This window comes from Acinetobacter sp. YH12063, from assembly GCF_013419715.1.
Taxonomy (GTDB): domain Bacteria; phylum Pseudomonadota; class Gammaproteobacteria; order Pseudomonadales; family Moraxellaceae; genus Acinetobacter; species Acinetobacter amyesii.
This window is the reverse complement of record NZ_VOZO01000006.1, coordinates 15,421-36,876: the sequence shown is the minus strand read 5'-3', so window position 1 is coordinate 36,876 and position 21,456 is coordinate 15,421. Positions and strand designations below refer to the sequence as shown.

At 42.2% G+C, this 21,456-nt stretch carries 19 protein-coding genes; 4 read left to right on the top strand and 15 right to left on the bottom strand.

The genetic code is table 11. The features are described 5' to 3' along the window. Window positions 1-27 precede the first annotated feature (27 nt). The 5 genes from FTU12_RS07745 to glnK all read right to left on the bottom strand — a co-directional run bounded on the left by FTU12_RS07745 (window position 28) and on the right by glnK (window position 4,860). The gene (locus tag FTU12_RS07745; protein WP_078189462.1) at window positions 28-1,320 is read right to left on the bottom strand and encodes a DNA adenine methylase; all 1,293 of its coding nucleotides are present in this window, start codon (window positions 1,318-1,320) and stop codon (window positions 28-30) included. Beyond that, entirely contained in the window at window positions 1,317-2,420 is a 1,104-nt protein-coding gene (gene ribD / locus FTU12_RS07740; protein ID WP_180114113.1) for a bifunctional diaminohydroxyphosphoribosylaminopyrimidine deaminase/5-amino-6-(5-phosphoribosylamino)uracil reductase RibD, read from the bottom strand. Before ribD ends, FTU12_RS07745 begins: the two co-directional genes overlap by 4 nt. 36 nt (window positions 2,421-2,456) lie before the next feature. Beyond that, a complete protein-coding gene (gene nrdR / locus FTU12_RS07735; RefSeq protein WP_067763170.1) occupies window positions 2,457-2,915 on the bottom strand; it encodes a transcriptional regulator NrdR in 459 nt (152 codons plus the stop codon). A 138-nt stretch (window positions 2,916-3,053) separates the two neighbouring features. Then, window positions 3,054-4,460 (bottom strand): ammonium transporter, encoded by a 1,407-nt coding sequence (locus tag FTU12_RS07730; protein ID WP_180004703.1) that lies wholly within the window; start codon window positions 4,458-4,460, stop codon window positions 3,054-3,056. 61 nt (window positions 4,461-4,521) lie between these two features. Beyond that, a complete protein-coding gene (glnK, locus tag FTU12_RS07725; RefSeq protein ID WP_067763174.1) occupies window positions 4,522-4,860 on the bottom strand; it encodes a P-II family nitrogen regulator in 339 nt (112 codons plus the stop codon). 278 nt (window positions 4,861-5,138) lie between these two features. Here glnK and FTU12_RS07720 point away from each other — a divergent pair, with 278 nt between their 5' ends. Together FTU12_RS07720 and FTU12_RS07715 are read left to right on the top strand one after the other, a co-directional pair. Continuing rightward, complete coding sequence (locus FTU12_RS07720; protein ID WP_078189551.1) at window positions 5,139-5,366, top strand: accessory factor UbiK family protein; 228 nt, start codon at window positions 5,139-5,141, stop codon at window positions 5,364-5,366. 66 nt (window positions 5,367-5,432) lie between these two features. Then, entirely contained in the window at window positions 5,433-6,923 is a 1,491-nt protein-coding gene (locus FTU12_RS07715; protein ID WP_180059116.1) for a YifB family Mg chelatase-like AAA ATPase, read from the top strand. Between the two features lie 43 nt (window positions 6,924-6,966). On the opposite strand, the gene FTU12_RS07710 is transcribed toward FTU12_RS07715, so the two are convergent. Next, window positions 6,967-7,704: a TorF family putative porin gene (locus FTU12_RS07710; RefSeq protein WP_180008086.1), complete on the bottom strand. Its 738-nt coding sequence runs from the start codon at window positions 7,702-7,704 to the stop codon at window positions 6,967-6,969. Between the two features lie 396 nt (window positions 7,705-8,100). After that, window positions 8,101-8,877 (bottom strand): TorF family putative porin, encoded by a 777-nt coding sequence (locus tag FTU12_RS07705; RefSeq protein ID WP_180114112.1) that lies wholly within the window; start codon window positions 8,875-8,877, stop codon window positions 8,101-8,103. Between the two features lie 715 nt (window positions 8,878-9,592). On the opposite strand from FTU12_RS07705, the gene FTU12_RS07700 reads away from it, so the two are divergent. After that, window positions 9,593-10,927, top strand: coding sequence for an OprD family outer membrane porin (locus tag FTU12_RS07700; protein WP_180088839.1), 1,335 nt, complete (start codon window positions 9,593-9,595; stop codon window positions 10,925-10,927). Between the two features lie 107 nt (window positions 10,928-11,034). Here the strand turns inward: FTU12_RS07700 and ppa are convergent, their stop codons facing one another. Beyond that, entirely contained in the window at window positions 11,035-11,571 is a 537-nt protein-coding gene (ppa, locus tag FTU12_RS07695; protein ID WP_078189469.1) for an inorganic diphosphatase, read from the bottom strand. Between the two features lie 115 nt (window positions 11,572-11,686). Next, the gene (locus FTU12_RS07690; RefSeq protein WP_078189470.1) at window positions 11,687-12,085 is read right to left on the bottom strand and encodes an MAPEG family protein; all 399 of its coding nucleotides are present in this window, start codon (window positions 12,083-12,085) and stop codon (window positions 11,687-11,689) included. A gap of 107 nt (window positions 12,086-12,192) precedes the next feature. Between FTU12_RS07690 and FTU12_RS07685 the strand changes: the two genes are divergently transcribed. Then, window positions 12,193-12,582, top strand: coding sequence for a hypothetical protein (locus tag FTU12_RS07685; RefSeq protein WP_078189471.1), 390 nt, complete (start codon window positions 12,193-12,195; stop codon window positions 12,580-12,582). 58 nt (window positions 12,583-12,640) lie between these two features. Here FTU12_RS07685 and FTU12_RS07680 read toward each other — a convergent pair whose 3' ends face one another. The 6 genes from FTU12_RS07680 to FTU12_RS07655 all read right to left on the bottom strand — a co-directional run bounded on the left by FTU12_RS07680 (window position 12,641) and on the right by FTU12_RS07655 (window position 21,449). Then, window positions 12,641-14,320, bottom strand: coding sequence for a long-chain-fatty-acid--CoA ligase (locus tag FTU12_RS07680; protein ID WP_180022082.1), 1,680 nt, complete (start codon window positions 14,318-14,320; stop codon window positions 12,641-12,643). Window positions 14,321-14,469: 149 nt separating this feature from the next. Continuing rightward, on the bottom strand, window positions 14,470-16,689 hold the full coding sequence (parC, locus tag FTU12_RS07675; protein ID WP_180005204.1) for a DNA topoisomerase IV subunit A: 2,220 nt from the start codon (window positions 16,687-16,689) through the stop codon (window positions 14,470-14,472). 163 nt (window positions 16,690-16,852) lie between these two features. Beyond that, the gene (locus FTU12_RS07670; RefSeq protein WP_078189474.1) at window positions 16,853-18,172 is read right to left on the bottom strand and encodes an MFS transporter; all 1,320 of its coding nucleotides are present in this window, start codon (window positions 18,170-18,172) and stop codon (window positions 16,853-16,855) included. 144 nt (window positions 18,173-18,316) lie between these two features. Further along, on the bottom strand, window positions 18,317-18,961 hold the full coding sequence (locus tag FTU12_RS07665; protein WP_078189475.1) for a trimeric intracellular cation channel family protein: 645 nt from the start codon (window positions 18,959-18,961) through the stop codon (window positions 18,317-18,319). 59 nt (window positions 18,962-19,020) lie between these two features. Beyond that, entirely contained in the window at window positions 19,021-19,488 is a 468-nt protein-coding gene (locus FTU12_RS07660; protein WP_180114111.1) for a YchJ family protein, read from the bottom strand. A gap of 389 nt (window positions 19,489-19,877) precedes the next feature. After that, window positions 19,878-21,449, bottom strand: coding sequence for a TerC family protein (locus FTU12_RS07655; RefSeq protein ID WP_168378245.1), 1,572 nt, complete (start codon window positions 21,447-21,449; stop codon window positions 19,878-19,880). Window positions 21,450-21,456: the final 7 nt, after the last annotated feature.

The window sequence follows — 21,456 nt, the reverse complement described above, 5'->3', positions numbered from 1 at the left end:
TCCCTGAAAAATATGGGGCGATGATTTTTACCACAAATCAAGTTGCGTACTCACACCAGAGGTATCGACACCACCCAATTCTGCAAAATGGTGCAATTGACTCAACAACTGACGGATCGGTGGACCTGATTTGGCATGCGTATCCGTGATGACAATAAACTCTAGTACGCGTGCACGTTCAGACTGACGCTGCTTACTCACGCGGTAACGTGGTACATCTTGCGTCAATAAGCTTACTCGGCCACGTTTTAAATTGGCTTGTAACAAATCTGTGGCGCTGATATTACCATCGGTTGAATAGCTCGTCAGGATGTAACGTGCATTGATGGTTTCTAATAATTTTTCATAAGCTTCTTTCGCATGCTTCGAAGAATTATATGGACTTGGACGTTCTTTACGCCATGCACGATCGATTCCGCTCTTAAAGCCTTTGGTGTCTGGTGTTGGTAAATCCACCTGATCCCATAACGTTAAGGCATTCAACACATGGTAGTTACTGCTGTAAGCGTGCTGGTTATATGGTGGATCGAGATAAGCCACATCCACTTCAAAGCCACTCATTTGATTGGCCAAATGCTGTGCGTCGACACACCACATTTCAGCGGCGGGTTTTTTCGGATCACCAATTTCACAAAAACGACTTGGAGTCAGCCATAACAATGAGCCGATACGATCCAAGGCTGCTTGGGTTTTACCGCCCCAACCATGATGGAAACTTTTGAATACACCGCTGGTATTGCTGACAAAACTTGCTGAATACAATAACGGCGCTAATAAAGCACTCATTTCCACATCATCAATTGCGCCTTGAGCTTGCCAAGTTGCAATTTGCTGACGAATCGCATCGATGCGCATGCCGTTACGACGTTTAAAGAATAAACGGTCACGTGCAGGATCGTAGATTTCATCATTACGTGGACACAAGTTATGGGTCACCCAACCTTTAACTTCTGGCAAACGGTTCAGATAATCAATCGCTTTCTGATAGCCACCCAACTCTTTAAACGCAGGTGCTTCAACGCAAGAGAGAATCGCGCTGTTCAAGGCATGGCTGTAGGGTTCCCAGTCATTGGCAATAACACGATAGCCGTTTTGACGTGCCAACCGTGACACCACACCCGAACCTGCAAAAAAGTCAGCAAATATCGGCGCACGACCATCTTCGCGTTTTAAGGTTCCCGTTTGCTCAAGTGCTTCTAAAATCAGATGTAATAGACGGCGTTTGTTTCCCAAATAAGGAACCAACTGATGGAAAAGATATTCGTCTGTGGTACGAGCCGCATGACGACGTTTGTGATAAACCGTAGACTCTGAATTCATAGCGTCTCTTGAGAAGGGATTAACCTTAAGCGAATGTCATCACCCAATTGAGTGACATCTTTCAGCTTAAATCGAAGCTGCTCTGCCATGCGGTCAAAGTCCGCATTAAACATCGCACGTGCTGACTGACCCAACAAGGTCGGTGCAACATAACTGATCATTTCATCGATCAAATGTTCTTGTAAGAAAGCGGTCGAAAGTGTCGCACCGGCTTCCACAAGGACATCATAAATTTGGAACTGTTGAACGCATGCTGCTAACAGATCGGCCAAAGGCTGAATTTCAAATTGTACCACGCCCAAGTCAGCAAGTTCCTGACGATATGGCCCCATGACCATCACGGTTTCAGGTTGCTGCAATATTTTTGCGCTTAATGGCAAGCGGCCTTGACGATCTAGCACGATACGTTTCGGCGGAACCACGTTACGCATGTCAACAGCGTCATCGAGCTGACGTACGTTGAGTAAGCAATCATCAGCTAATACAGTTTCAATCCCAGTGATTACGGCACCTGATATCGCACGCCAATGCTGTACATCTTGTCGCGCCATCGAACCGGTTATCCACTTAGACTCACCCGAGGCCATGGCAGTACGCCCATCTAGGCTCGATGCAACTTTGAGGCGGACATAAGGCATGCCTGTCGCCATGGCTTTTAAAAAGCCCGAGTTCAATTGATGCGCTTCTGCTTCACAAATACCTGTAATGACTTCAATGCCAGCATCACGTAGGATTTGTACACCTTTACCCGCAACCAATGGATTCGGATCGGGACATGCCACAACGACTTGAGCAACGCCTGCTTCTACCAAGCCTTTGGCACAAGGTGGCGTACGTCCATAGTGTGCGCAAGGCTCCAAAGTCACATAAGCAGTTGCGCCACGAGCGGCCTCACCTGCATCACGCATTGCAAAGACTTCTGCATGCGGCTGACCCGCTTTGGGATGAAAGCCTTCACCAACCAATTGACCATCTTTGACAATCACACAGCCCACATTGGGATTGGGACGAGTGCTGTATTGCCCCTGCTGTGCCAATGCAATTGCACGCCGCATCCACTGTTGATGCTGCTGCAAAGTCACTTGATCTAACTCAGACATGTAATCACTCATGATAAAAATGGAAGCAGATGTGCATTAGTGCTCACGCTGCTGCATTTGTTCAATTTGACGGCGAAAAGCTTCTACATCTTGGAAGTCTTGATACACAGAAGCAAAACGTACATAAGCCACATGATCTAAAGCGAACAATGACTGCATGACAATTTCACCAATGGTGCGTGATTTCACATCACGTTCACCCAAACGGCGAATTTGCAATTGAATATCACTGAGTACCGTTTCAATTTGCTCTTGCGTTACTGGACGCTTTTGCAAGGCATGCATGAGCGAGCGGCGGAGCTTGGCTTCATCAAAAGGTTCGCTCTTTGAGTCAGACTTGATGACACGCGGCATCACCACTTCATAGCTTTCAAAAGTTGTAAAACGTTCACCGCAACTAATACATTCACGGCGGCGGCGTATCTGACAGCCTTCAGCAGCAAGACGTGAGTCAATCACTTTACTGTCTTCAGCGTTGCAAAATGGACAATGCATAGCGGTTAAATTGAACAAATCCGAATGGATTTAGAGTGTAGCAAAAATTTTGAAATTTGTAGAGTTTTACGCTAGATATGGAAAAAAAACAGCCCTTTCGGGCTGTTTTACACAATATATTGATTTACTGTGATCTTATTATTCTACACGTTCGCCATGTTGACTTAAGTCTAGACCCATACGTTCGTCATCAGCTTCAACACGGATGCCAATCACTAGATCAATCACTTTCAAGATAATGAATGTCATCACTGCTGAGTAAGCAATAGTCGCTAGTACGCCTTCGACTTGAACCCATAATTGATGCATTAAGTCGCTCGGTGCTTTATCACCCATGATGAATTCGCTGGCAAAGAATGCTGTAAGGATCGCACCCACGATACCACCGACACCATGTAGACCAAACGCATCCAAAGAGTCATCCGCTTTCAACGCACGTTTCAGCGCAGTAATCCCCCAGAAGCAAACCACACCACCGATCAGACCCATCGCTAAAGCACCACCAACTGTTACGAAACCTGCCGCAGGTGTAATCACCACAAGACCTGCTACTGCACCAGAAGCACCACCCAAAACAGACGCTTTACCACGAACCACTTTTTCAGTAATTAACCATGCCACTGCTGCTGCCGCTGCTGCAACTTGTGTTACCACCAATGCATAACCAGCCGAACCATTTGCACCCAGTGCAGAACCACCGTTGAAACCAAACCAACCTACCCATACAAGGCTTGCACCGATAACGGTTAAAGTTAGGTTATGTGGCGCCATAGATTCACGGCCAAGCCCCATACGTTTACCAAGCATGTACGCTGCAACGAGACCCGCAACACCCGAGTTGATGTGAACTACTGTACCACCCGCAAAATCAAGCGCACCGTCGTTACCTAACCAACCACCGCCCCATACCCAGTGAGTAATTGGTGCATAAACCACGACACTCCAAATTGCGATGAACGCAACAAAAGCACCGAATTTCATACGTTCTGCAATCGAACCACTAATAATGGCAACGGTAATAATGGCAAATGTCATTTGGAAAATAACAAAAAGAATCTCTGGAATCGTACCCGTCAACGCTTCTGTAGTGATACCCGACAACATAAATTTGTCTAAGCTACCGATAAAGGCATTGCCTTCACCAAATGCTAAGGTATAACCCACAATCACCCACGTTAAACTCACGACACCCGCAGCAACAAAACTGTGTGCCATGGTGCTGAGTACATTTTTCTTACGGACCATACCGCCGTAAAACAATGCTAAACCGGGAATTGTCATAAGTAGAACAAGTGCAGTGGATACTAAAATCCATGCTGTATCACCTGTATCGAGCTTAGGTTCTTCTTCTGTAGGTGCTGGTTCTGCAGGTGCTGGCGCTGCTTCAACTGGAACTGCAGCTTCTGTTGTATTTAGCGTTGTTGTATTTGCAGTATCAACTACTGTGACTTCTTCTGTAGGTGCTGTTGCGCTTTCTTCAGCCCACGCAACAGAACCACCTAAAAGTGCACTGGACAAGCCGAGTGCAATTAGCATTTTTTTCATTCGTATCCCCCGACCTGATTTTCTGAGTTATTAGCTACTCAGCAAACTTCATGCCAATTTTTTAAACGGCATCTGCACCTGTTTCACCAGTACGGATACGGATGACTTGTTCCAGATTGCTTACAAAAATTTTACCGTCGCCAATTTTTCCTGTGCTTGCAACACGAGTAATTGATTCAATTACGGTATCGACCATTTCATCACTGATTGCGATTTCGATTTTTACTTTTGGTAAGAAATCAACCACATATTCAGCACCACGATAAAGTTCAGTGTGACCTTTCTGGCGACCGAAGCCTTTAACTTCAGTGACAGTGATCCCTTGAACACCATTTTCAGAGAGTGCTTCACGCACGTCATCTAATTTAAAAGGTTTTACAATTGCAGTTACGAGCTTCATGTTTTGTTTTCCTTCGGCTTATTTCACCTGTAAGGTTTTATGTTCAATTTTCATGCCAATATGACTACAGTCGGGGGAAAATAGTCAGCCCAGCATGAGATTTCTTTATAACCTATTTTATACGGATAATCTTGCGTATGCTTATAAAAATAGACGTTTTTACTAGAAGAATTACGATTTTACTGATCGATTAAACGCATATTTAAATAAAAGCACTATGGTCATGAATGTGGCGATGTTAAACTGCTGCCACCAATTCACTGAGGATGGTCAAAACAATGATTGAAACCTTATTACAAGCGATATTAGAACAAATCGATCAGCCGAAAAAAGACGTCGAACATAACCTGCGTAGCTTACTCAATGAAGCTGTAAGCAAAATGGATCTCGTGTCGAAAGAAGAAATCGAACGCCAACGTACTGCACTGAATAATGCCAATTTACGTTTAAATGAATTACTAAAACACGTCGAAGAACTCGAACAAAAAATTCAGAACAAAAAATAAGCACCTTTTTAGTGCAACAAAAGACGCATAACGATTAAAAATAATGCACCATAACGGAACAATAATATGTCTTTTGCCAAAATCTATACTCGGGGTTTGCTCGGCTTAAATGCACCCCAAATTGAAGTTGAAGTTCATGTCAGCCAAGGCCTACCGTCATTGACCATTGTGGGCCTACCTGAGGCCGCCGTCCGTGAAAGTAAAGACCGTGTCCGCTCTGCGATTATTAATAGCGGCTTTCAGTTTCCGACCAAACGTCTGACCATTAATCTAGCACCCGCAGATTTACCCAAAGATGGTTCACGTTTAGATCTCGCCATTGCTTTAGGGATTCTGATCGCGTCGGGACAACTTCCTGAAAATGCAGCAGATGGTTTTGAATTTATTGGAGAATTGGCACTTGATGGTTATTTACGACCTGTCAGTGGCATCTTAAGTATAGCCATTGCCTGTCAACATATCGGGCATCATCTGATTCTACCGGCACTCAATGCCGATGAAGCGGCGCAACTGCCGGAGTTCCAAGTCTTTCCTGCGCAGCATCTTAAGGATGTATGTGAACATTTGAGTCGTTCAGCCTTAATCAGCAGCCACCCCTCGACATCGTCAGCCAATCAACACAGTTACCCTTTTGATTTATCTGATGTGAAAGGTCAACTGAGACCACGTCGTGCTTTAGAAATTGCGGCGGCTGGCGGTCATTCCCTGCTATTTCGTGGCCCTCCAGGCACAGGTAAAACTCTACTCGCCTCGCGTTTGGCCAGCATTCTTCCGCCCTTAGATATGCAAGAAAATTTGCAAGTCGCGAGTATTTATTCCATTGCAGGTGCAAATCATCATTTTGGGCAGCGTCCATTTCGTGCGCCGCACCATACTGCGTCTGCGATCGCCCTCGTCGGAGGCGGATCAAATCCTAAACCGGGCGAAATCACCTTGGCACATTTAGGAGTTTTATTTTTAGATGAGCTGCCTGAATTTGATCGAAAGGTGTTGGAGGTGTTACGGCAACCACTCGAATCCAAGGAAATTGTGATTTCACGGGCTTCTCGTCAAATCACCTTCCCTGCAAATTTTCAACTAATTGCGGCGATGAATCCTTGTCCATGTGGCTATGCTTTTAACCAAGACAGCCGCTGTCAATGTAGTGCTGAAAGTATTAAACGCTATCAAAACCGTATTTCAGGTCCATTATTAGATCGAATTGACTTACATATAGATGTCCCGCCACTGGCAGCGCATGAATTACAAAGTTCGCAAGAGGTTGAAAGTTCAAGTGCGGTTAGGCATCGTGTTATACAAGCTTATGCGTTACAAATAGAACGTCAGCAAAAATCCAATATGGCGCTCACGCCGACGCAATTGGAGCAACAAGCGGTTTTGGATGCTACTGCGCAGAATATTTTACAGTTAGCCCAGCAGAGAATGAATTTATCTGCGCGTGCCTATCATCGGGTGTTACGTGTTGCCAGAACCATTGCCGACTTGGCTCAAAGTGAACACATTCAAGCTCAACACGTTTCTGAAGCACTGTCCTATCGAAGCCAACTCAATGCTTAAAAAAATGGCGACCTAAGGTCGCCATTTTTAATGCTCTTTAAAATTAGAATTCGTATTTCAAACCAAATACGACTTTATTCTTTTGTTTTTCATCCGCACGGTCATAACCACCAACTGTGTAATTCATGCTTGCGGTAACACCTGTATCTGCTAAAGGCTTGCTTAGACCAATATCAAAGTGACGGAAACCAAAGCTTTCTGTTGTTCCTAAATTATCTTCAAAATCACCTGAATCTTGATATGCATATAAACCAAGCGCGGTATCTAGACTGAAGTCTTTAGGAAGTGCATAGCTATATGATGCTTTGATATAAGTATCACCTGCATTACCCCATGAAACATCTTCAAGCAAAGTTTGCGCTGTTAAGCCAAAATCTTTATAGCTTAGCCCAAGCATTGTTTCTAAACCGTTTGCATCACTTGTATCAATATCATAGTAATAGTAGTAAGTTAGACCTGCTGTGTAACCAAGATCATCATTAATTGAACCGTTATAGCCCGCATAAAAATCATTTTCAAAACCATTCGGTAGGTCATCACCATAGTTTAATGTTGAACCCCACCAACCTGCATAGAAGCCTGATGCATGGCTATAATCCAAACCACCTTGGATTGTCGCATCTTTATTTTCAGGCACATTGGTAATACCACGTAAATTATAGCTAGACAGTACGCCGATATTTCCAGATACAGAATGCTCAGAAGCAGGTGCTTCAGCAAAAGTAAACGTCGATGCTGCTCCTAGTACAGCGATTGATAAAGCTTTAAGTGCAAATTTCATGGTTTGTTCCCCCACATCGTGCGACGACGTATTTTTTGGTTATTTCGTTGAACTCAATGAGGTATTAGCAAGCGCTGTGCCATGTTTAAAAATAAGCGCATATTTTTTTTATAAAAGCCACCATTTTGGTTTATCAAAAACCAATATATTACTGTTTTTATTTATTATTTTTTAATTATCCTGTTTGACCTTTTTTCTCTTTAATTTATTTTAGAATGCAGATTTTCATCTATTTAGATTATTTAAATCTTCGGGTTGATAGATGTAACAGGACTTTAAAAATGCGCTTTTTTGAGTATATTTTTTCAACACCGATCTCAAAAATGCATAAAAAAAGTGCACAATCACCATTATGCACTTTCAAGAATATGACTGAATACGATCAACTCGTTAATGTTAGAAAGAATAGGTCAATCCAACCACAACGTTATCGTCTAATTGCTCGCCTTCTCGATCTTTACCGCCCCATACATAGTCAGCAGCAATTTCAAATCCAGTATCTGCAATCGGTTTACTTAAGCCCAAACGTGCTTCAGTGAATACTACATCTTCTGTGGTTGTTAATAGGCTGTCATCGTGACTGTCATTAAAAACAGAAACGCCGAGCGATGAATTTAATGAAACATCATACGGTAATGCATAGCTATAAGTAGCGTTCAGATATACATCGCCTGCGTTGCCATAATTAACATCAGACAACAATACAGCCATGCTTGCAGTTAAATCTTTATAACTTATGTCCTGAATAAATTCGACGCCTGTCGTGCGACGCTTTTCAGATCGGTCGTCGTTATAAACTGAACCGCCACCTTGATAGACATAAGCCATCACTTGTGACTTATAGCTCCAATCTTCATTCAGTTCACGTCCATATCCAACATAGAAATCATGTTCAAAACCATGTGACTGACTTTCGTCCGTAGGGTCATAGTTGAGTGTAGACCCCCAATAGCCCGCGAACAGCCCACTGTTGTGTGCATATTCAAGTCCGGCTTGTAATGCCGCTTGATCATTTTCTTCACTCGCACGGTACACATATTTGTTTACCACGCCTAAACTTCCAGACCAATTCCCTTGTGCAGTTGTGGCTTGTTCAGTTTGTTCTGCAAATGCAGGGACTGTACCTAGGGTCACTAAAATACTTAAAATTGCTTTTTTATAAAATTGAATCATGTTTAGTCCCCACATCGGATCGATCGTGGATTGGGTTAAGTAAAATTTAGCGCCAATTTTAATCGATTTTACCGCACTGTATAGCCCCTTTTTTCTTATTTTGATAAATTAAATCATTTAAAAACAAAGCTAAGATTATATAAAACAGTAAAAACTAAGCTTTTGATTCATAAAATATCTTTTATCGTGTTCCAGTCTTTAACAATGATTTAATGCATTCATTTATATGTATTTATCACGATTATTATCATCTTTTATTGAACTGTTTTTTTAAGGAAAAATTTCTTACGACTTCGCTAAAAGTCATTCTCTATTTACAAAAAACACGCCAACAGTGCTTACTTTGCCTGAACATAGATGCCATGCACCTCAACCATTGATATACTTTTTGATCAAAATACGAATTTAGATTCAGCACAATTTGTCGCGAAGAGTGATGATAAATCAGCAAGTTAAATGAAAGTTTTTACCATTTTTTATATTTTTTTATGATAAGCAATGAATAAACTTCTCTTTAGCTTAATATATATTCAATTTAAATAAACTATTTGTTAAACAACAATAACATACGAAAAATTTGCTTATTACAGATTGACCAATGATCTGGCCATTTTCTAACTTTAGTGTAATAAGCGCATTAAAAATAGTGATTTTTTTAAGAAAAAATATACAATCGCACTACATATTAACCAAATTTGCATGAGGCTCTCTCCCAATGCTTAAAGCTCAACAACTAACACTTGCAGTATTAGTAAACGCTGCTCTTATTTCTACTGCTTTTGCTAGCGAACAAAGCGAATCTAAAGGCTTTGTGGAAGATGCCGAAGGCTCTGTATTATTCCGTACAGGTTACATCAACCGTGACAAAACCAATTACATTGACAATGATACTGGTGCAGTAAAACGAGTAACAGATACCAGCTCAGCTGCTCAGTCTGCGATTGTAAAACTTGAATCTGGTTTTACAAAAGGTATTATCGGTTTTGGTGCCAATGTTACTGGCGATGCTTCATTCAAATTAGGCAGCAATGATAATGCTGGCAATGGCATGATTCCGCTTCATAACGGCGGAGCTAAAGATGCAAATGGTGATGTAGACGCCTATAACCATTGGGCGCGTGGCGGAGCTAGCGTTAAAGCACGAGTATCAAATACAACTGTTGAATACGGTACCCAAGTTCTAGATCTTCCTGTACTTGCGTCTAATACAGCACGTATGGTTCCAGAATATTTCACTGGTGTTCTTGCGAAAAGCCGTGAAATTGAAAATCTAGAAGTTATTGCTGGTAAATTCACAGAGAATCAATATTCAGATCAAATCAATACTGATGGCCGTCATCTAGATAATGCAATCGTTTGGGGTGCAAAGTACAAATTTAACGATCAGCTTAATGCATCTTACTATGGCTTAGACAGTGAAGATGCGCTTGAACGTCACTACATCAATGCAAACTACACATTGCCTTTAGCTGAAAAACGCTCTTTAAATGTAGACTTCAATGGCTACCATACTGAATGGGACGAGCAAGCTGGAACTTATTCTTCAACAATTGGTAATAAAAATGTTGACGGCCGCAGCAATAGCATCTGGTCTCTTGCAGGTACATTAAACCAAGGCGCTCACTCAGTCATGCTGGCTTACCAACAAAATACAGGCAACACTGGTTATGACTATGGCGAAAATGCTGATGGCGCACAGTCAATCTATGTAGCTAACTCATACTTATCTGACTTTGTGGGGAACCATGAAAAATCGGCACAAGTTCAATATAACTTAAACTTTACTGATTATGGTGTGCCAGGCTTGAACTGGACTTCTGCATTCGTTTATGGCTGGGATATTAAAGTCAACAATTCAGCAAAAGAAGGTCAAGAGCGCGAATTCTTTAACCAAGTGAAATATACTGTTCAATCTGGTTTTGCTAAGGAAGCAAGCTTACGTGTACGTCATTCTTACTACCGCGCAAGTGATAACTACCAAGCTGGTAACTATATCGGTGATACAAACGAATGGCGTTTATTCTTAGACATCCCTGTGAAATTATTTTAATTTCGCAGCTACTCTAAGATAGCGAAAAAAAACCTGCACACTGTGCAGGTTTTTTTTATGAGCATCGATTTCATATAAAAACGATGCTCAGCTTAAAACAATAAATATTATTTGTTCGCAGCTTTGTAAGCTTCAATTGAGCTAAGTACTTCTTGTTTCGCAACATCAGCACCTTCCCAACCACTTAACTTAACCCATTTACCAGGTTCTAAGTCTTTGTAGTGTTGGAAGAAATGTTCAATTTGATTGATCAATAATGCAGGAAGATCTGTATATTCTTGAACATCTTTATAAAGCGGAGTCAATTTGTCGTGTGGAACAGCAACAAGTTTTGCGTCAACACCACCGTCATCTTCCATGTTCAATTTACCAACAGGACGGCAACGAATTACAGAACCTGGCTCTACTGGATGTGGAGTTACCACAAGTACGTCTAGTGGGTCACCATCCAAAGATAATGTATTTGGAACATAACCATAGTTCGCTGGGTAGAACATTGCAGTACCCATGAAACGGTCTACAAATAACGCATCAGAATCTTTATCGATTTCGTATTTGATTGGTGCTGCATTTGCAGGAATTTCAATAATGACATAGATGTCGTTTGGTGCATCTTTACCCGCTGGGATATTGCTGTAGCTCATAGCATCACTCTTTAAACAAAGTTAAATCTTTTAATCCGGCACAATTATAACGGTTTTATCGCTTTTTTTGTGATTTTAGCGATCATGCTGATAATTTAATCATCAAGCAGAACATTTAGCTTAATTTAATGACCAATAACATCAGACAAATTGGGCATAACATCGACAAGGTCCAAATAATTGAACGTAAAGTTGCCCAATTGGCTAAATAACATAGCCCATAAATAACGCGTAAAACGAGATAGGCAATCCCAAAGGTCATGATGTATTGTTGATGAATCACCATGTATTCAGCCATTAGAATAGCCGCAATAAATAAAGGTAAACTTTCAAAACTATTTTGCTGCACTGCATGTGCGCGGCTCGCCAATCCTGTAGAGCGCGCTAAAACTTCACGTGGATTTTGATTATCACTCGACTTAAAACCTGCAGCTCGCTTCGCAATAAATGTAAATACATATGGCAATAAACAAGCGGCCAAAATGAGATAGATGATCCCACTGATGCTGTGCATGTGTTTTTTCTCAGGAAGATTTTATGGCTGCTATAATACCATGGCATTTCGTGAATAATTTTTGTTAAATATAGTGTTTTTATAATCGGCAGATGAAAGGATCCTCTATGAGCACTTCTGATCAAGATCAATTATTTGAAGTTCTTGAAGAGCAAAAACGCCATCAGCTTCGCGTCGATCGTGTCTTAAAAATCGTCATTCCAGTGACTGCATTTTTACTTGCTGTGATTTGCGCCAACTTAAATGTCTGGTCGACTGTTTTCAGCTTTGTCATCATGTGGATTGCATTCTATGCAGTTTCCATCAAGCAACTTCCCCTTTGGCATTGGGTCATTGTCATTGCACTGTATTGTTTAGTCGACAATATTTTAACCTATGGCAGCTATAACCAATCCGGCTTTAGTCGTCAGTTCGGTGCGATGTTTATTTTCTTAGGTGTTTTTGGAGTAGGACGTCGCTACTTTGATCGCTGGTCGATGAATAAAGGCAAGCTTTAATGAGCTAAATTTAAAGCGATAAAAAAAGCGCCCGAAGGCGCTTTTTTTATGCATCGTATTATGCGGTTTTACGCAAATCTTTACGTAGAATTTTACCAACGTTTGATTTTGGTAATTCATCCATAAATTCAACATAACGTGGGCGTTTATAGCCAGTTAAGTTTTCTTTTGCGAATGCCAAAACTTCTTCAGTCGTTAAAGATGGATCTTTTTTCACAACGAATAATTTAGGTACTTCACCTGATTTTTCATCAGGAACACCAATCGCAGCAACTTCTAGCACTTTTGGATGTTTTGCAACAACTTCTTCAATTTCAGAAGGATAAACGTTGAAGCCAGACACCAAAATCATGTCTTTTTTACGGTCTACAATCTTCACATAACCGCGTGGATCCATGACACCAATGTCACCTGTACGGAAGAAACCGTCCGCCGTCATTACTTTGGCAGTTTCATCTGGACGGTTCCAATAGCCTTTCATGACTTGAGGACCACGAATCGAAATTTCACCTTGCTCACCTTGAGCAACTTCATTGCCATCATCATCTAAAATAGCAACTTCAGTCAGTGGCAATGGAATACCAATCGTACCGCTGAATTCCATTGATGCTGGAGGGTTTGCGGTTGCAACAGGTGAAGTTTCTGATAAACCATAACCTTCGATGATATTGGTACCGGTAACTTTCTTCCACGCTTCTGCAGTCGAAGGAAGCACTGCCATACCACCACCCATCGCCATTTTTAGCTTACTGTGGTCAAGTTGCTTGAACTCTTCATTGTTCACCAAAGCATTGAACAATGTGTTCACTGCTGGGAAGAATGAAGGTTGGTATTTACGTAATTCTTTCATTACCGCAGGTAGGTCACGCGGGTTAGGAATCAATACGTTTGCCTGACCTTTGTACATACCGTAAAGTGCACACACCATAAATGCAAAGATGTGATACAGCGGTAATGCACAGAAGATACGATCATCTGGCTGACCATCTTTCTGACCAAATTTACTTTGGAAAATACCATCACACTGCAACATATTTGACACAAGGTTACGATGGGTCAATTCTGCGCCTTTAGATACGCCAGTTGTACCACCGGTATACTGAAGTACAGCAGTATCACTTAAAGTTAAGTTTGGACGTTTGTAATTGTTTGCACTCACTTTAGACATTGCTGCATTAAAGCGAATATGACCTGGAATGTTCCAAGCTGGAATTTGTTTACGTACTGAACGTAATACAAAGTTAACCAATGTGCCTTTCAGCGTACCAAGCATGTCACCCACAGATGCCACGATCACGTGTTTTACTGGGGTTTTACCAATAATAGCTTGGTAAACAGATGCAAAGTTTTCAATAATAACAAGAGCTTCTGTACCAGAGTCATTCAATTGATGTTCAAGTTCACGAGAGGTATACAGTGGATTCACGTTGACCAATACCAGGCCAGCACGGAATACACCCAATGCGACAACAGGATATTGAAGAACGTTCGGCATCATGACTGCAACGCGTGAACCTTTAGCTAAACCTAAACTTTGCAAATAAGTTGCAAATTTACGGCTAGCGTCATCAAGTTCTTTAAAAGTTAAGACTTTATCCATAAAGATAAAGGCATCTCTTGAGCCAAACTTCTGGAAATTACGCTCAAAAATATCGACCAATGAGGTATTTTCTGCGGGTAATTCTACAGTTTCTGGAATCCCTGTCTTTTGGTATTCAGCGAACCAAATCTTTTCCATAACGCCCAATTCTCCTGTCGTAATCCTTAATAATCCAACTGTTTTTTTTCAATATTAAGCGGTCATTATTTAACTTGTTTGTGCTTAATATTGCATCCATTTCACGAATAACAGCATATATAACGTATTTCGTTCCATGGATGCTAGTATTATCTTTGAATGAACAGTTTATTTGCTTTTTGATATCCACGTGGTAACAACACGCCTTTCGATGCGCGTTTGCCCACATATTTTTGCAGATCGTCGCCTTTAAGCTTTAATTGTTGATTACCTGCAAGCACTTGAATTATTTCATCTAAATTCAAAGTTGTCATGGATACAATTTGATCTTTTGCCTCAAGTTGTATCAATTTATTACCTTTACCCTTATTCAGCACTGGTAATTCATCAAGCTCAACCAACAGCAAACGCCCCGCAGAACTGAGGAGTGCAAGATGTGTTGCATTCTCAATTGCCGTTAAATTCATAACCGCCGCCCCTTCAGACAAGCTAAGGAAAGCTTTACCCGCTTTGGCATTGGTATCGAGATTTTTCGCTTGGGTTTTAAAGCCATAGCCTTTACTGCTCATTGCCAAGACTTCTGTTTCATCTTCAGCAATAAACACTTGTTTAAAGCCAACACCACTTGCAGGTGCAAGCTTAGAACTCAGAGGCTCACCTAAACCACGCGCAGATGGCAAGGTATTGATGCCCAAAGCATAGCTACGACCGGCATCATCTAATACATAAACACGTTGATTTGATTTACCTTGCGCATGGCTGAGATATTGGTCACCAGCACGGAAATTTAAGTTCTCAGCATCGACTTCATGACCTTTCGCCGAGCGAATCCAACCCGCTTCAGACAACACCACAGTCACAGGATCTGCAGGAAGCATATCTTGTTCATTAATCGCATGGGCTTCTGCACGTTTCACAATTGGAGAACGGCGGTCATCACCAAATTTCTTCGCATCTTCTTTAAGTTCATTAATGATCAAGGCTTTTAATGATTCAGGATTCGCCAATTGTTCACGAATAATGGCAGCTTTGGCTTCCAATTCTTCTTGTTCACGGCGCATTTCCATTTCTTCAAGTTTTGCCAAATGACGTAACTTGAGTTCTAAAATCGCTTCGGCTTGAATTTCATCGATATTAAAATGCGTCATCAACACCGGTTTAGGCTGATCTTCTTCGCGAATAATACGAATCACTTCATCAATATTCAGATAAGCAATGATCAAGCCTGCAAGTATATGTAACCGTTTTTCAATTTTATTCAGATGATAAGTCAAACGACGTGTCACGGTATTTTTACGGATTTCGATCCATTCCAACAAAATACGGCGGATCGATTTCACTTGCGGACGACCGTCAGCGCCAATCATGTTCATATTGACACGATAGCTCGACTCTAAGTCAGTGGTTGCAAATAAATGACTCATCACCGATTCAGCATCAATACGATTCGAGCGCAGGACGATCACTAAACGTGTTGGGTTTTTATGATCTGACTCATCACGTAAGTCCGTGACCAATGGCAACTTCTTCGCCTGCATTTGATCTGCAATCTGCGTGATCACTTTTGAGCCTGAAACCTGATACGGCAGCTCCGTAATCACGATTTCATTTTTCTCAATGCTGTACACTGCACGAGTTCGATAACTACCGCGACCTGTGGTTTGTATTTTGAGTAATTCTTCTGGAGAGGTAATAATTTCCGCACGTGTAGGCAAATCAGGTGCAGGAATATATTCTGCGACTTTCTCATCGGTTAAGTTTGGATTGCGAATTAAGGCGATGGTGCCCTTCACCACTTCACGTAAGTTATGCGGTGGAATATCGGTTGCCATACCCACAGCAATACCCGTTGTGCCGTTGAGTAAAATATTTGGAACACGTGCCGGTAAATTCACTGGCTCTTTCATCGAACCATCAAAGTTATCCTGCCAATCACAGGTTCCTTGTCCTAACTCAGACAATAATAAATCACTATAAGCAGACAGTTTTGCTTCGGTATATCGCATCGCTGCGAAGGATTTCGGATCATCTGGTGAGCCCCAGTTTCCCTGACCTTCAATAAATGGATAGCGATAACTAAACGGCTGCGCCATAAGCACCATGGCTTCATAACAAGCTAAGTCACCGTGAGGATGGTATTTACCCAGTACATCACCAACCGTACGTGCAGATTTTTTTGGCTTACCCGTTGGCTTTAGCCCGAGTTCGCTCATCGCATAGACGATACGACGCTGAACGGGTTTTAGACCATCACTGATATGTGGCAATGCACGATCCATAATCACGTACATGGCGTAGTTGAGATATGCTTGTTCGGTAAATTCTGCTACGGAACGGTTTTCTGTCGCATGATGCGCAAGGCTTGTCATAACAACCTGTAATCCTAAATTGTTCGTTCTTTATTGGGTTCTTATGCTATGTCGCAGGTGTCCCCTATACAAGGGGATGATCTAACACTCTGCGACAAATTGTGTCTTATGGCGTAAAAATATCCATTTTATTCACCATGATCAACTAAAAATTCAACAGTCTTTATAGACCAATGGATTCTAAAGTTTTGCCTTTGGTTTCCTCACCTAGAACCAAAATCACCACCGCAACTGCAATTAAGACTGCTGTAAACATCATAAAGACATAGCTAAAACCATGATCCATATCCATCATATGTGTCACAGCAAAAGGCGCGGCAATGCCCCCGATCCGACCAATGGCACCGGCCCAGCCCGAACCAAAGGCACGAATATTGGCCGGATATTGTTCTGGTGTATAGGTATAAAGTACGCCCCAAGCACCGAGATTAAAGAAGGACATTAAACAACCCCAAATCACAATCTCTGTCACACTACCAGACTGACCGAAGAAATATGCCGAAATGGCACACATCCCAATGAAGCCCGCCAACGTAGCTTTACGACCTAATTTTTCGACCAACCATGCCGCTGCAATATAACCTGGCAATTGTGCCAAAATCATGACCAAAACATATTCAAAGGATTGAACAATGGTGTAGCCTTCTTTGACCAATAAGCTTGGTAACCATGTAAAAATACCATAATAAGAAAAGACGATACCGAACCAAATGAGCCACAGCATTAAAGTACGACGTGCAAAAATGCCTGACCAAAGCTGTGAAAAACTGATGTTGTGCTTTTCTGCAACTGGTTTGACTTCAAAGATTTCAACAACTTCTACACCACATTTGGCTTCAATCTTTTTCACCAATGCATGTGCTTCATCAAAACGTCCACGGTTGATTAAATAAGGCACCGATTCGGGCACCATTTTCCAAATCACGATTGCATATAACGCAGGGATTCCGCCAATCAGGAAAGCCGCATGCCAACCAAAATCAGGAATAATAAAGCGTGAGACCAACGCTGCAACCAACCAGCCCAGTCCCCAAAAACTTTCTAGTAAGACAATAAAACGACCACGCACATGCGCCGGAATATATTCACTGACCAAAGTCACCGCGACTGGGAGTTGCCCCCCTAAACCTAAGCCGACAATAAAACGAAACACCAACAACCAAGTTAGATTAGGTGCAAACGCACATGCAGCGGTGGCTAAGCTATAAATCACCAATGTCCATGCAAAGACTGTTTTTCGGCCAAAGCGATCTGCCAGTCCTCCAGAAAACACCGCGCCAATCGCCATCCCAACAAAACCAATCGAGACCACCCAACTTTTATCATTTGGCGTCATGGCCCAATCTTCAGCCATTTTCGCTAAGATAAAAGAAATGAGCCCCGTATCCATGGCATCAAACATCCAGCCAAGGCCAATAACCCAAAGTAAAGTGTAGTGAAACTTACCGATGGGTAAGCGTTGTATACGTGAGACTAAGTCCATAACAAGATCTCTGAACTGGTGGAAGGATGAACACTGCTTTCCCAACAGGATGTATGATTTTGCGTTTTTTAGTATAGATCCATGCAAAAGACCGACCATTGATCCGTCTTTTCAGCATTTTAATGTGATGTTATAGCAACGCGGCTATGACAAATCTTTTGAAGATACCGACTGATCATCATCATCTTTATAAATAAATTTAGGCATTTCTAAGCCAAAGTAAATGGCGATCAGACGTAAGGTGAAACCGAAAATGAGCGTCGCAATGACGGTCAATTCTAGCGATAAGCCAATCTCAATGCAGAGCCAATAACAAATCACGGAAACAAAAGAAATACTGGCATAAAGTTCACGACGGAACACCAGCGGGACATCGTTACAAAGGATGTCTCGTAAAATACCGCCAGAGACGCCCGTTAGTACCCCTGCTACCGCAGAAACCACAAAACCATGTCCCATTTCTAAAGCGATTTGACAGCCAATAATGGTAAAGCCAATGAGACCAAGGGCATCGAGAACTAAGAAGATATTACGAAGATGACGCATCCACTTTGCAATCAGGATGGTGACAAATGCAGCAAAGCAGGTCAGCATGAGGTATTCGGGATGCTTAACCCATGTCAGTGGATAGTGCCCAAGTAGCACATCACGAACCGAACCGCCCCCCAGTGCCGTGACACAGGCAATCAATGTTACCCCAAACCAGTCCATACTCCGCCGACCCGCAGACAATGCACCTGTCATTGCTTCTGCCGTGATTGCGATAATATAAATAACGGTAAGTAACATCGCCCTTCTTCCACTGAGGGTTGAGATGCGCGCTATTCTAAGCTAAATCTGCTCAAATGTTATAAAAATTGCGCACAACATTGTTTAAATTTTCGTCCAGAACCACAAATACAGGGCTGCTTCATGGTGATTTGCATCTCTGTGGTCGGATCAAGGAAATACCAGCGCTGCTCGAACTTCACAAAGTGTGAAATTTCATGATGTACCTGCGCTTGCTGCCCATCGTGATAATGGGCTTTAAATTCAACTTGAGCATGATTTTTATCGAGCTTTTCTTGAGCCTGTACCACCTCAAGTTTTAACCATTGATTGACCTGACTCCACGCTGCAATGGCACTGACATCTAAGGCTTGCTGCTGTCCAAGCGCAGTTGTTTGTACAATATAATCAATCTCATGCTGTGCAAAAGCACTATAACGTGAACGCATCAACTGCTCTGCGCTCTGTGCATTTTCACGCCCCGCATGTAAGGGCTGACAACAGTTGGCATACTCACCTTTGCCACATGGACATTGGACTTGTGACATGTTTGTTTCCATAAAAAAATAGCCTGACAATGCAGGCTATTTTAACGGATCTTTCCACACAATTTTCATCAGTAGATCCGTATCGATTCAAATAAAAGAATGATACACGGTAAGGTCATCCGCAAGTGTTTGAGACAGGACCACTTCTAATCAAAAATGTTTTTGCAATGCTTTGAATAATTTGACGGTAGTGAACGAGTTTTGCGGATGACAATGGTTTTGGGTACTTTTGCCGAAACAAAAGTACCCCCAGCCGAAGGCTAATCCCTTTATTTAAACCCTAGATGTAAGACTCCGTCGAATAGACTTAAAAATCATTTTAAAAATGCGTAATTACTTTTACGTGCGTAACATCAGTGATCTATATAGATTACCCCCCGATACGCAACTTAATCTTCAGTTGGCATGGGAATGACATGCACTTTTTCGATCTTATGACCATCCATCGTAACCACTTCAAAAATGTGTTCATCCGCTTTGAATTTTTCACCATTGGCTGGTAAACGACCCAAATGGAATAAGATATATCCGGACAGAGTTGAATACTGTTCAGCATCATCCACCAAATCACGACCCAACAATAAAGACACATGACGAATGTCGGTTGAGCCATCGAGTAACAATGAACCATCATCGAGACTTTCTGCTGCCGTCTCAGGTTCATCTTCATCGGGGAACTCACCAGCAATCGCTTCTAAGACATCAATCGGTGTAGCAATCCCTTCAATTGAACCGTATTCGTTCAACACTAAGGCCATTTGTAACGGCGCTTGACGCAGTTGCTCCATCACCATCAAGACTTGTGCATTTTCATGTACCACCACAGGCTCACGGAGATGCTTTTCAAAATCGAGTACGCCTGTTTCAATATAGTCATTCATGACTTTATGAGTCAGTACCGCACCCGCGATATTGTCTAACTCACCGTGTGCCACAATCAAACGTGAATGCGTGGTACTGAGTAATTGAGCACGAATCGCCTCAGGCGCTTCATCTAAGTCAATCCATTCCAGTTCAGGACGAGGTGTCATCACCGACTTCACTGGACGTTCAGATAAACCCAGTACACCTTGCACCATGACACTGTGGTAAACACCGTTGTCTTCATCAAAGACTTCATCCGCAAAGGCACGTGTTGCAAGCACATCTTCATTTTCATTTTGATTGTCTGCAACATTTTTCCCACCGAGCATACGCATCACCGCTGAGGCAGTGCGATAACGTAAGTCTGTGGTTGTCACCATTTTTTCCTGATTATGACGCATGGTTTGGTTCAAGAACTCAATCAGGACGGAGAAACCAATGGCTGCGTATAAGTAGCCTTTTGGAATGTGGAAACCAAAGCCTTCGACTAAGAGCGAGAAACCAATCATCATCAAGAAGCACAGGCACAGAATCACCACCGTTGGATGACGGTTCACGAAGTTCATCAGCGGCTTAGATGCCCACAGCATGATGCCGACAGCAATAATGACCGCAATCATCATGACCGACAGGTGTTTCACCATCCCGACAGCGGTAATCACACTATCGAGTGAGAACACGGCATCGAGCACCACAATCTGCACAATCACCATCCAAAACGTCGCATGCACAGGATTTTCTTCCTTTAGCATCGGCTTGTTTTCAAGACGTTCACGCAGTTCCATGGTGCCTTTAAATAGCAAGAACACCCCACCAAACAGTAAGATTAGGTCTCGACCGGAAAATGGATGGTCGAAAATATGGAACAGTGGATTGGTTAGGGTCACCACCCATGCAATTGAGGCCAGTAAGACCAATCGCATACACAGTGCAAGCAATAAGCCGACAATCCGTGCAGTATTACGCTGTTCTGGCGGTAATTTTTCCGCAAGAATCGCAATAAAAACCAAGTTATCGATACCTAAAACAATCTCAAGCACCACCAGTGTTAATAAACCCACCCATGCAGAAGGATCGGACATCCATTCAAAGATCATGATTGTA

Excerpts from the sequence above, each read along its gene's own strand:
- ppa (WP_078189469.1), bottom strand. The coding sequence starts at position 11,571 with ATGAGCTACAGCAATATCCCAGCGGGTAAAGATGCACCAAACGACATC.
- FTU12_RS07705 (WP_180114112.1), bottom strand. The coding sequence starts at position 8,877 with ATGATTCAATTTTATAAAAAAGCAATTTTAAGTATTTTAGTGACCCTA.
- glnK (WP_067763174.1), bottom strand. The coding sequence starts at position 4,860 with ATGAAGCTCGTAACTGCAATTGTAAAACCTTTTAAATTAGATGACGTG.
- FTU12_RS07730 (WP_180004703.1), bottom strand. The coding sequence starts at position 4,460 with ATGAAAAAAATGCTAATTGCACTCGGCTTGTCCAGTGCACTTTTAGGT.
- FTU12_RS07655 (WP_168378245.1), bottom strand. The coding sequence starts at position 21,449 with ATGATCTTTGAATGGATGTCCGATCCTTCTGCATGGGTGGGTTTATTA.
- FTU12_RS07685 (WP_078189471.1), top strand. The coding sequence starts at position 12,193 with ATGAGCACTTCTGATCAAGATCAATTATTTGAAGTTCTTGAAGAGCAA.
- nrdR (WP_067763170.1), bottom strand. The coding sequence starts at position 2,915 with ATGCATTGTCCATTTTGCAACGCTGAAGACAGTAAAGTGATTGACTCA.
- FTU12_RS07700 (WP_180088839.1), top strand. The coding sequence starts at position 9,593 with ATGCTTAAAGCTCAACAACTAACACTTGCAGTATTAGTAAACGCTGCT.
- FTU12_RS07660 (WP_180114111.1), bottom strand. The coding sequence starts at position 19,488 with ATGTCACAAGTCCAATGTCCATGTGGCAAAGGTGAGTATGCCAACTGT.
- FTU12_RS07665 (WP_078189475.1), bottom strand. The coding sequence starts at position 18,961 with ATGTTACTTACCGTTATTTATATTATCGCAATCACGGCAGAAGCAATG.
- FTU12_RS07680 (WP_180022082.1), bottom strand. The coding sequence starts at position 14,320 with ATGGAAAAGATTTGGTTCGCTGAATACCAAAAGACAGGGATTCCAGAA.
- FTU12_RS07745 (WP_078189462.1), bottom strand. The coding sequence starts at position 1,320 with ATGAATTCAGAGTCTACGGTTTATCACAAACGTCGTCATGCGGCTCGT.
- FTU12_RS07710 (WP_180008086.1), bottom strand. The coding sequence starts at position 7,704 with ATGAAATTTGCACTTAAAGCTTTATCAATCGCTGTACTAGGAGCAGCA.
- FTU12_RS07670 (WP_078189474.1), bottom strand. The coding sequence starts at position 18,172 with ATGGACTTAGTCTCACGTATACAACGCTTACCCATCGGTAAGTTTCAC.
- FTU12_RS07720 (WP_078189551.1), top strand. The coding sequence starts at position 5,139 with ATGATTGAAACCTTATTACAAGCGATATTAGAACAAATCGATCAGCCG.
- ribD (WP_180114113.1), bottom strand. The coding sequence starts at position 2,420 with ATGTCTGAGTTAGATCAAGTGACTTTGCAGCAGCATCAACAGTGGATG.
- FTU12_RS07690 (WP_078189470.1), bottom strand. The coding sequence starts at position 12,085 with ATGCACAGCATCAGTGGGATCATCTATCTCATTTTGGCCGCTTGTTTA.
- parC (WP_180005204.1), bottom strand. The coding sequence starts at position 16,689 with ATGACAAGCCTTGCGCATCATGCGACAGAAAACCGTTCCGTAGCAGAA.
- FTU12_RS07715 (WP_180059116.1), top strand. The coding sequence starts at position 5,433 with ATGTCTTTTGCCAAAATCTATACTCGGGGTTTGCTCGGCTTAAATGCA.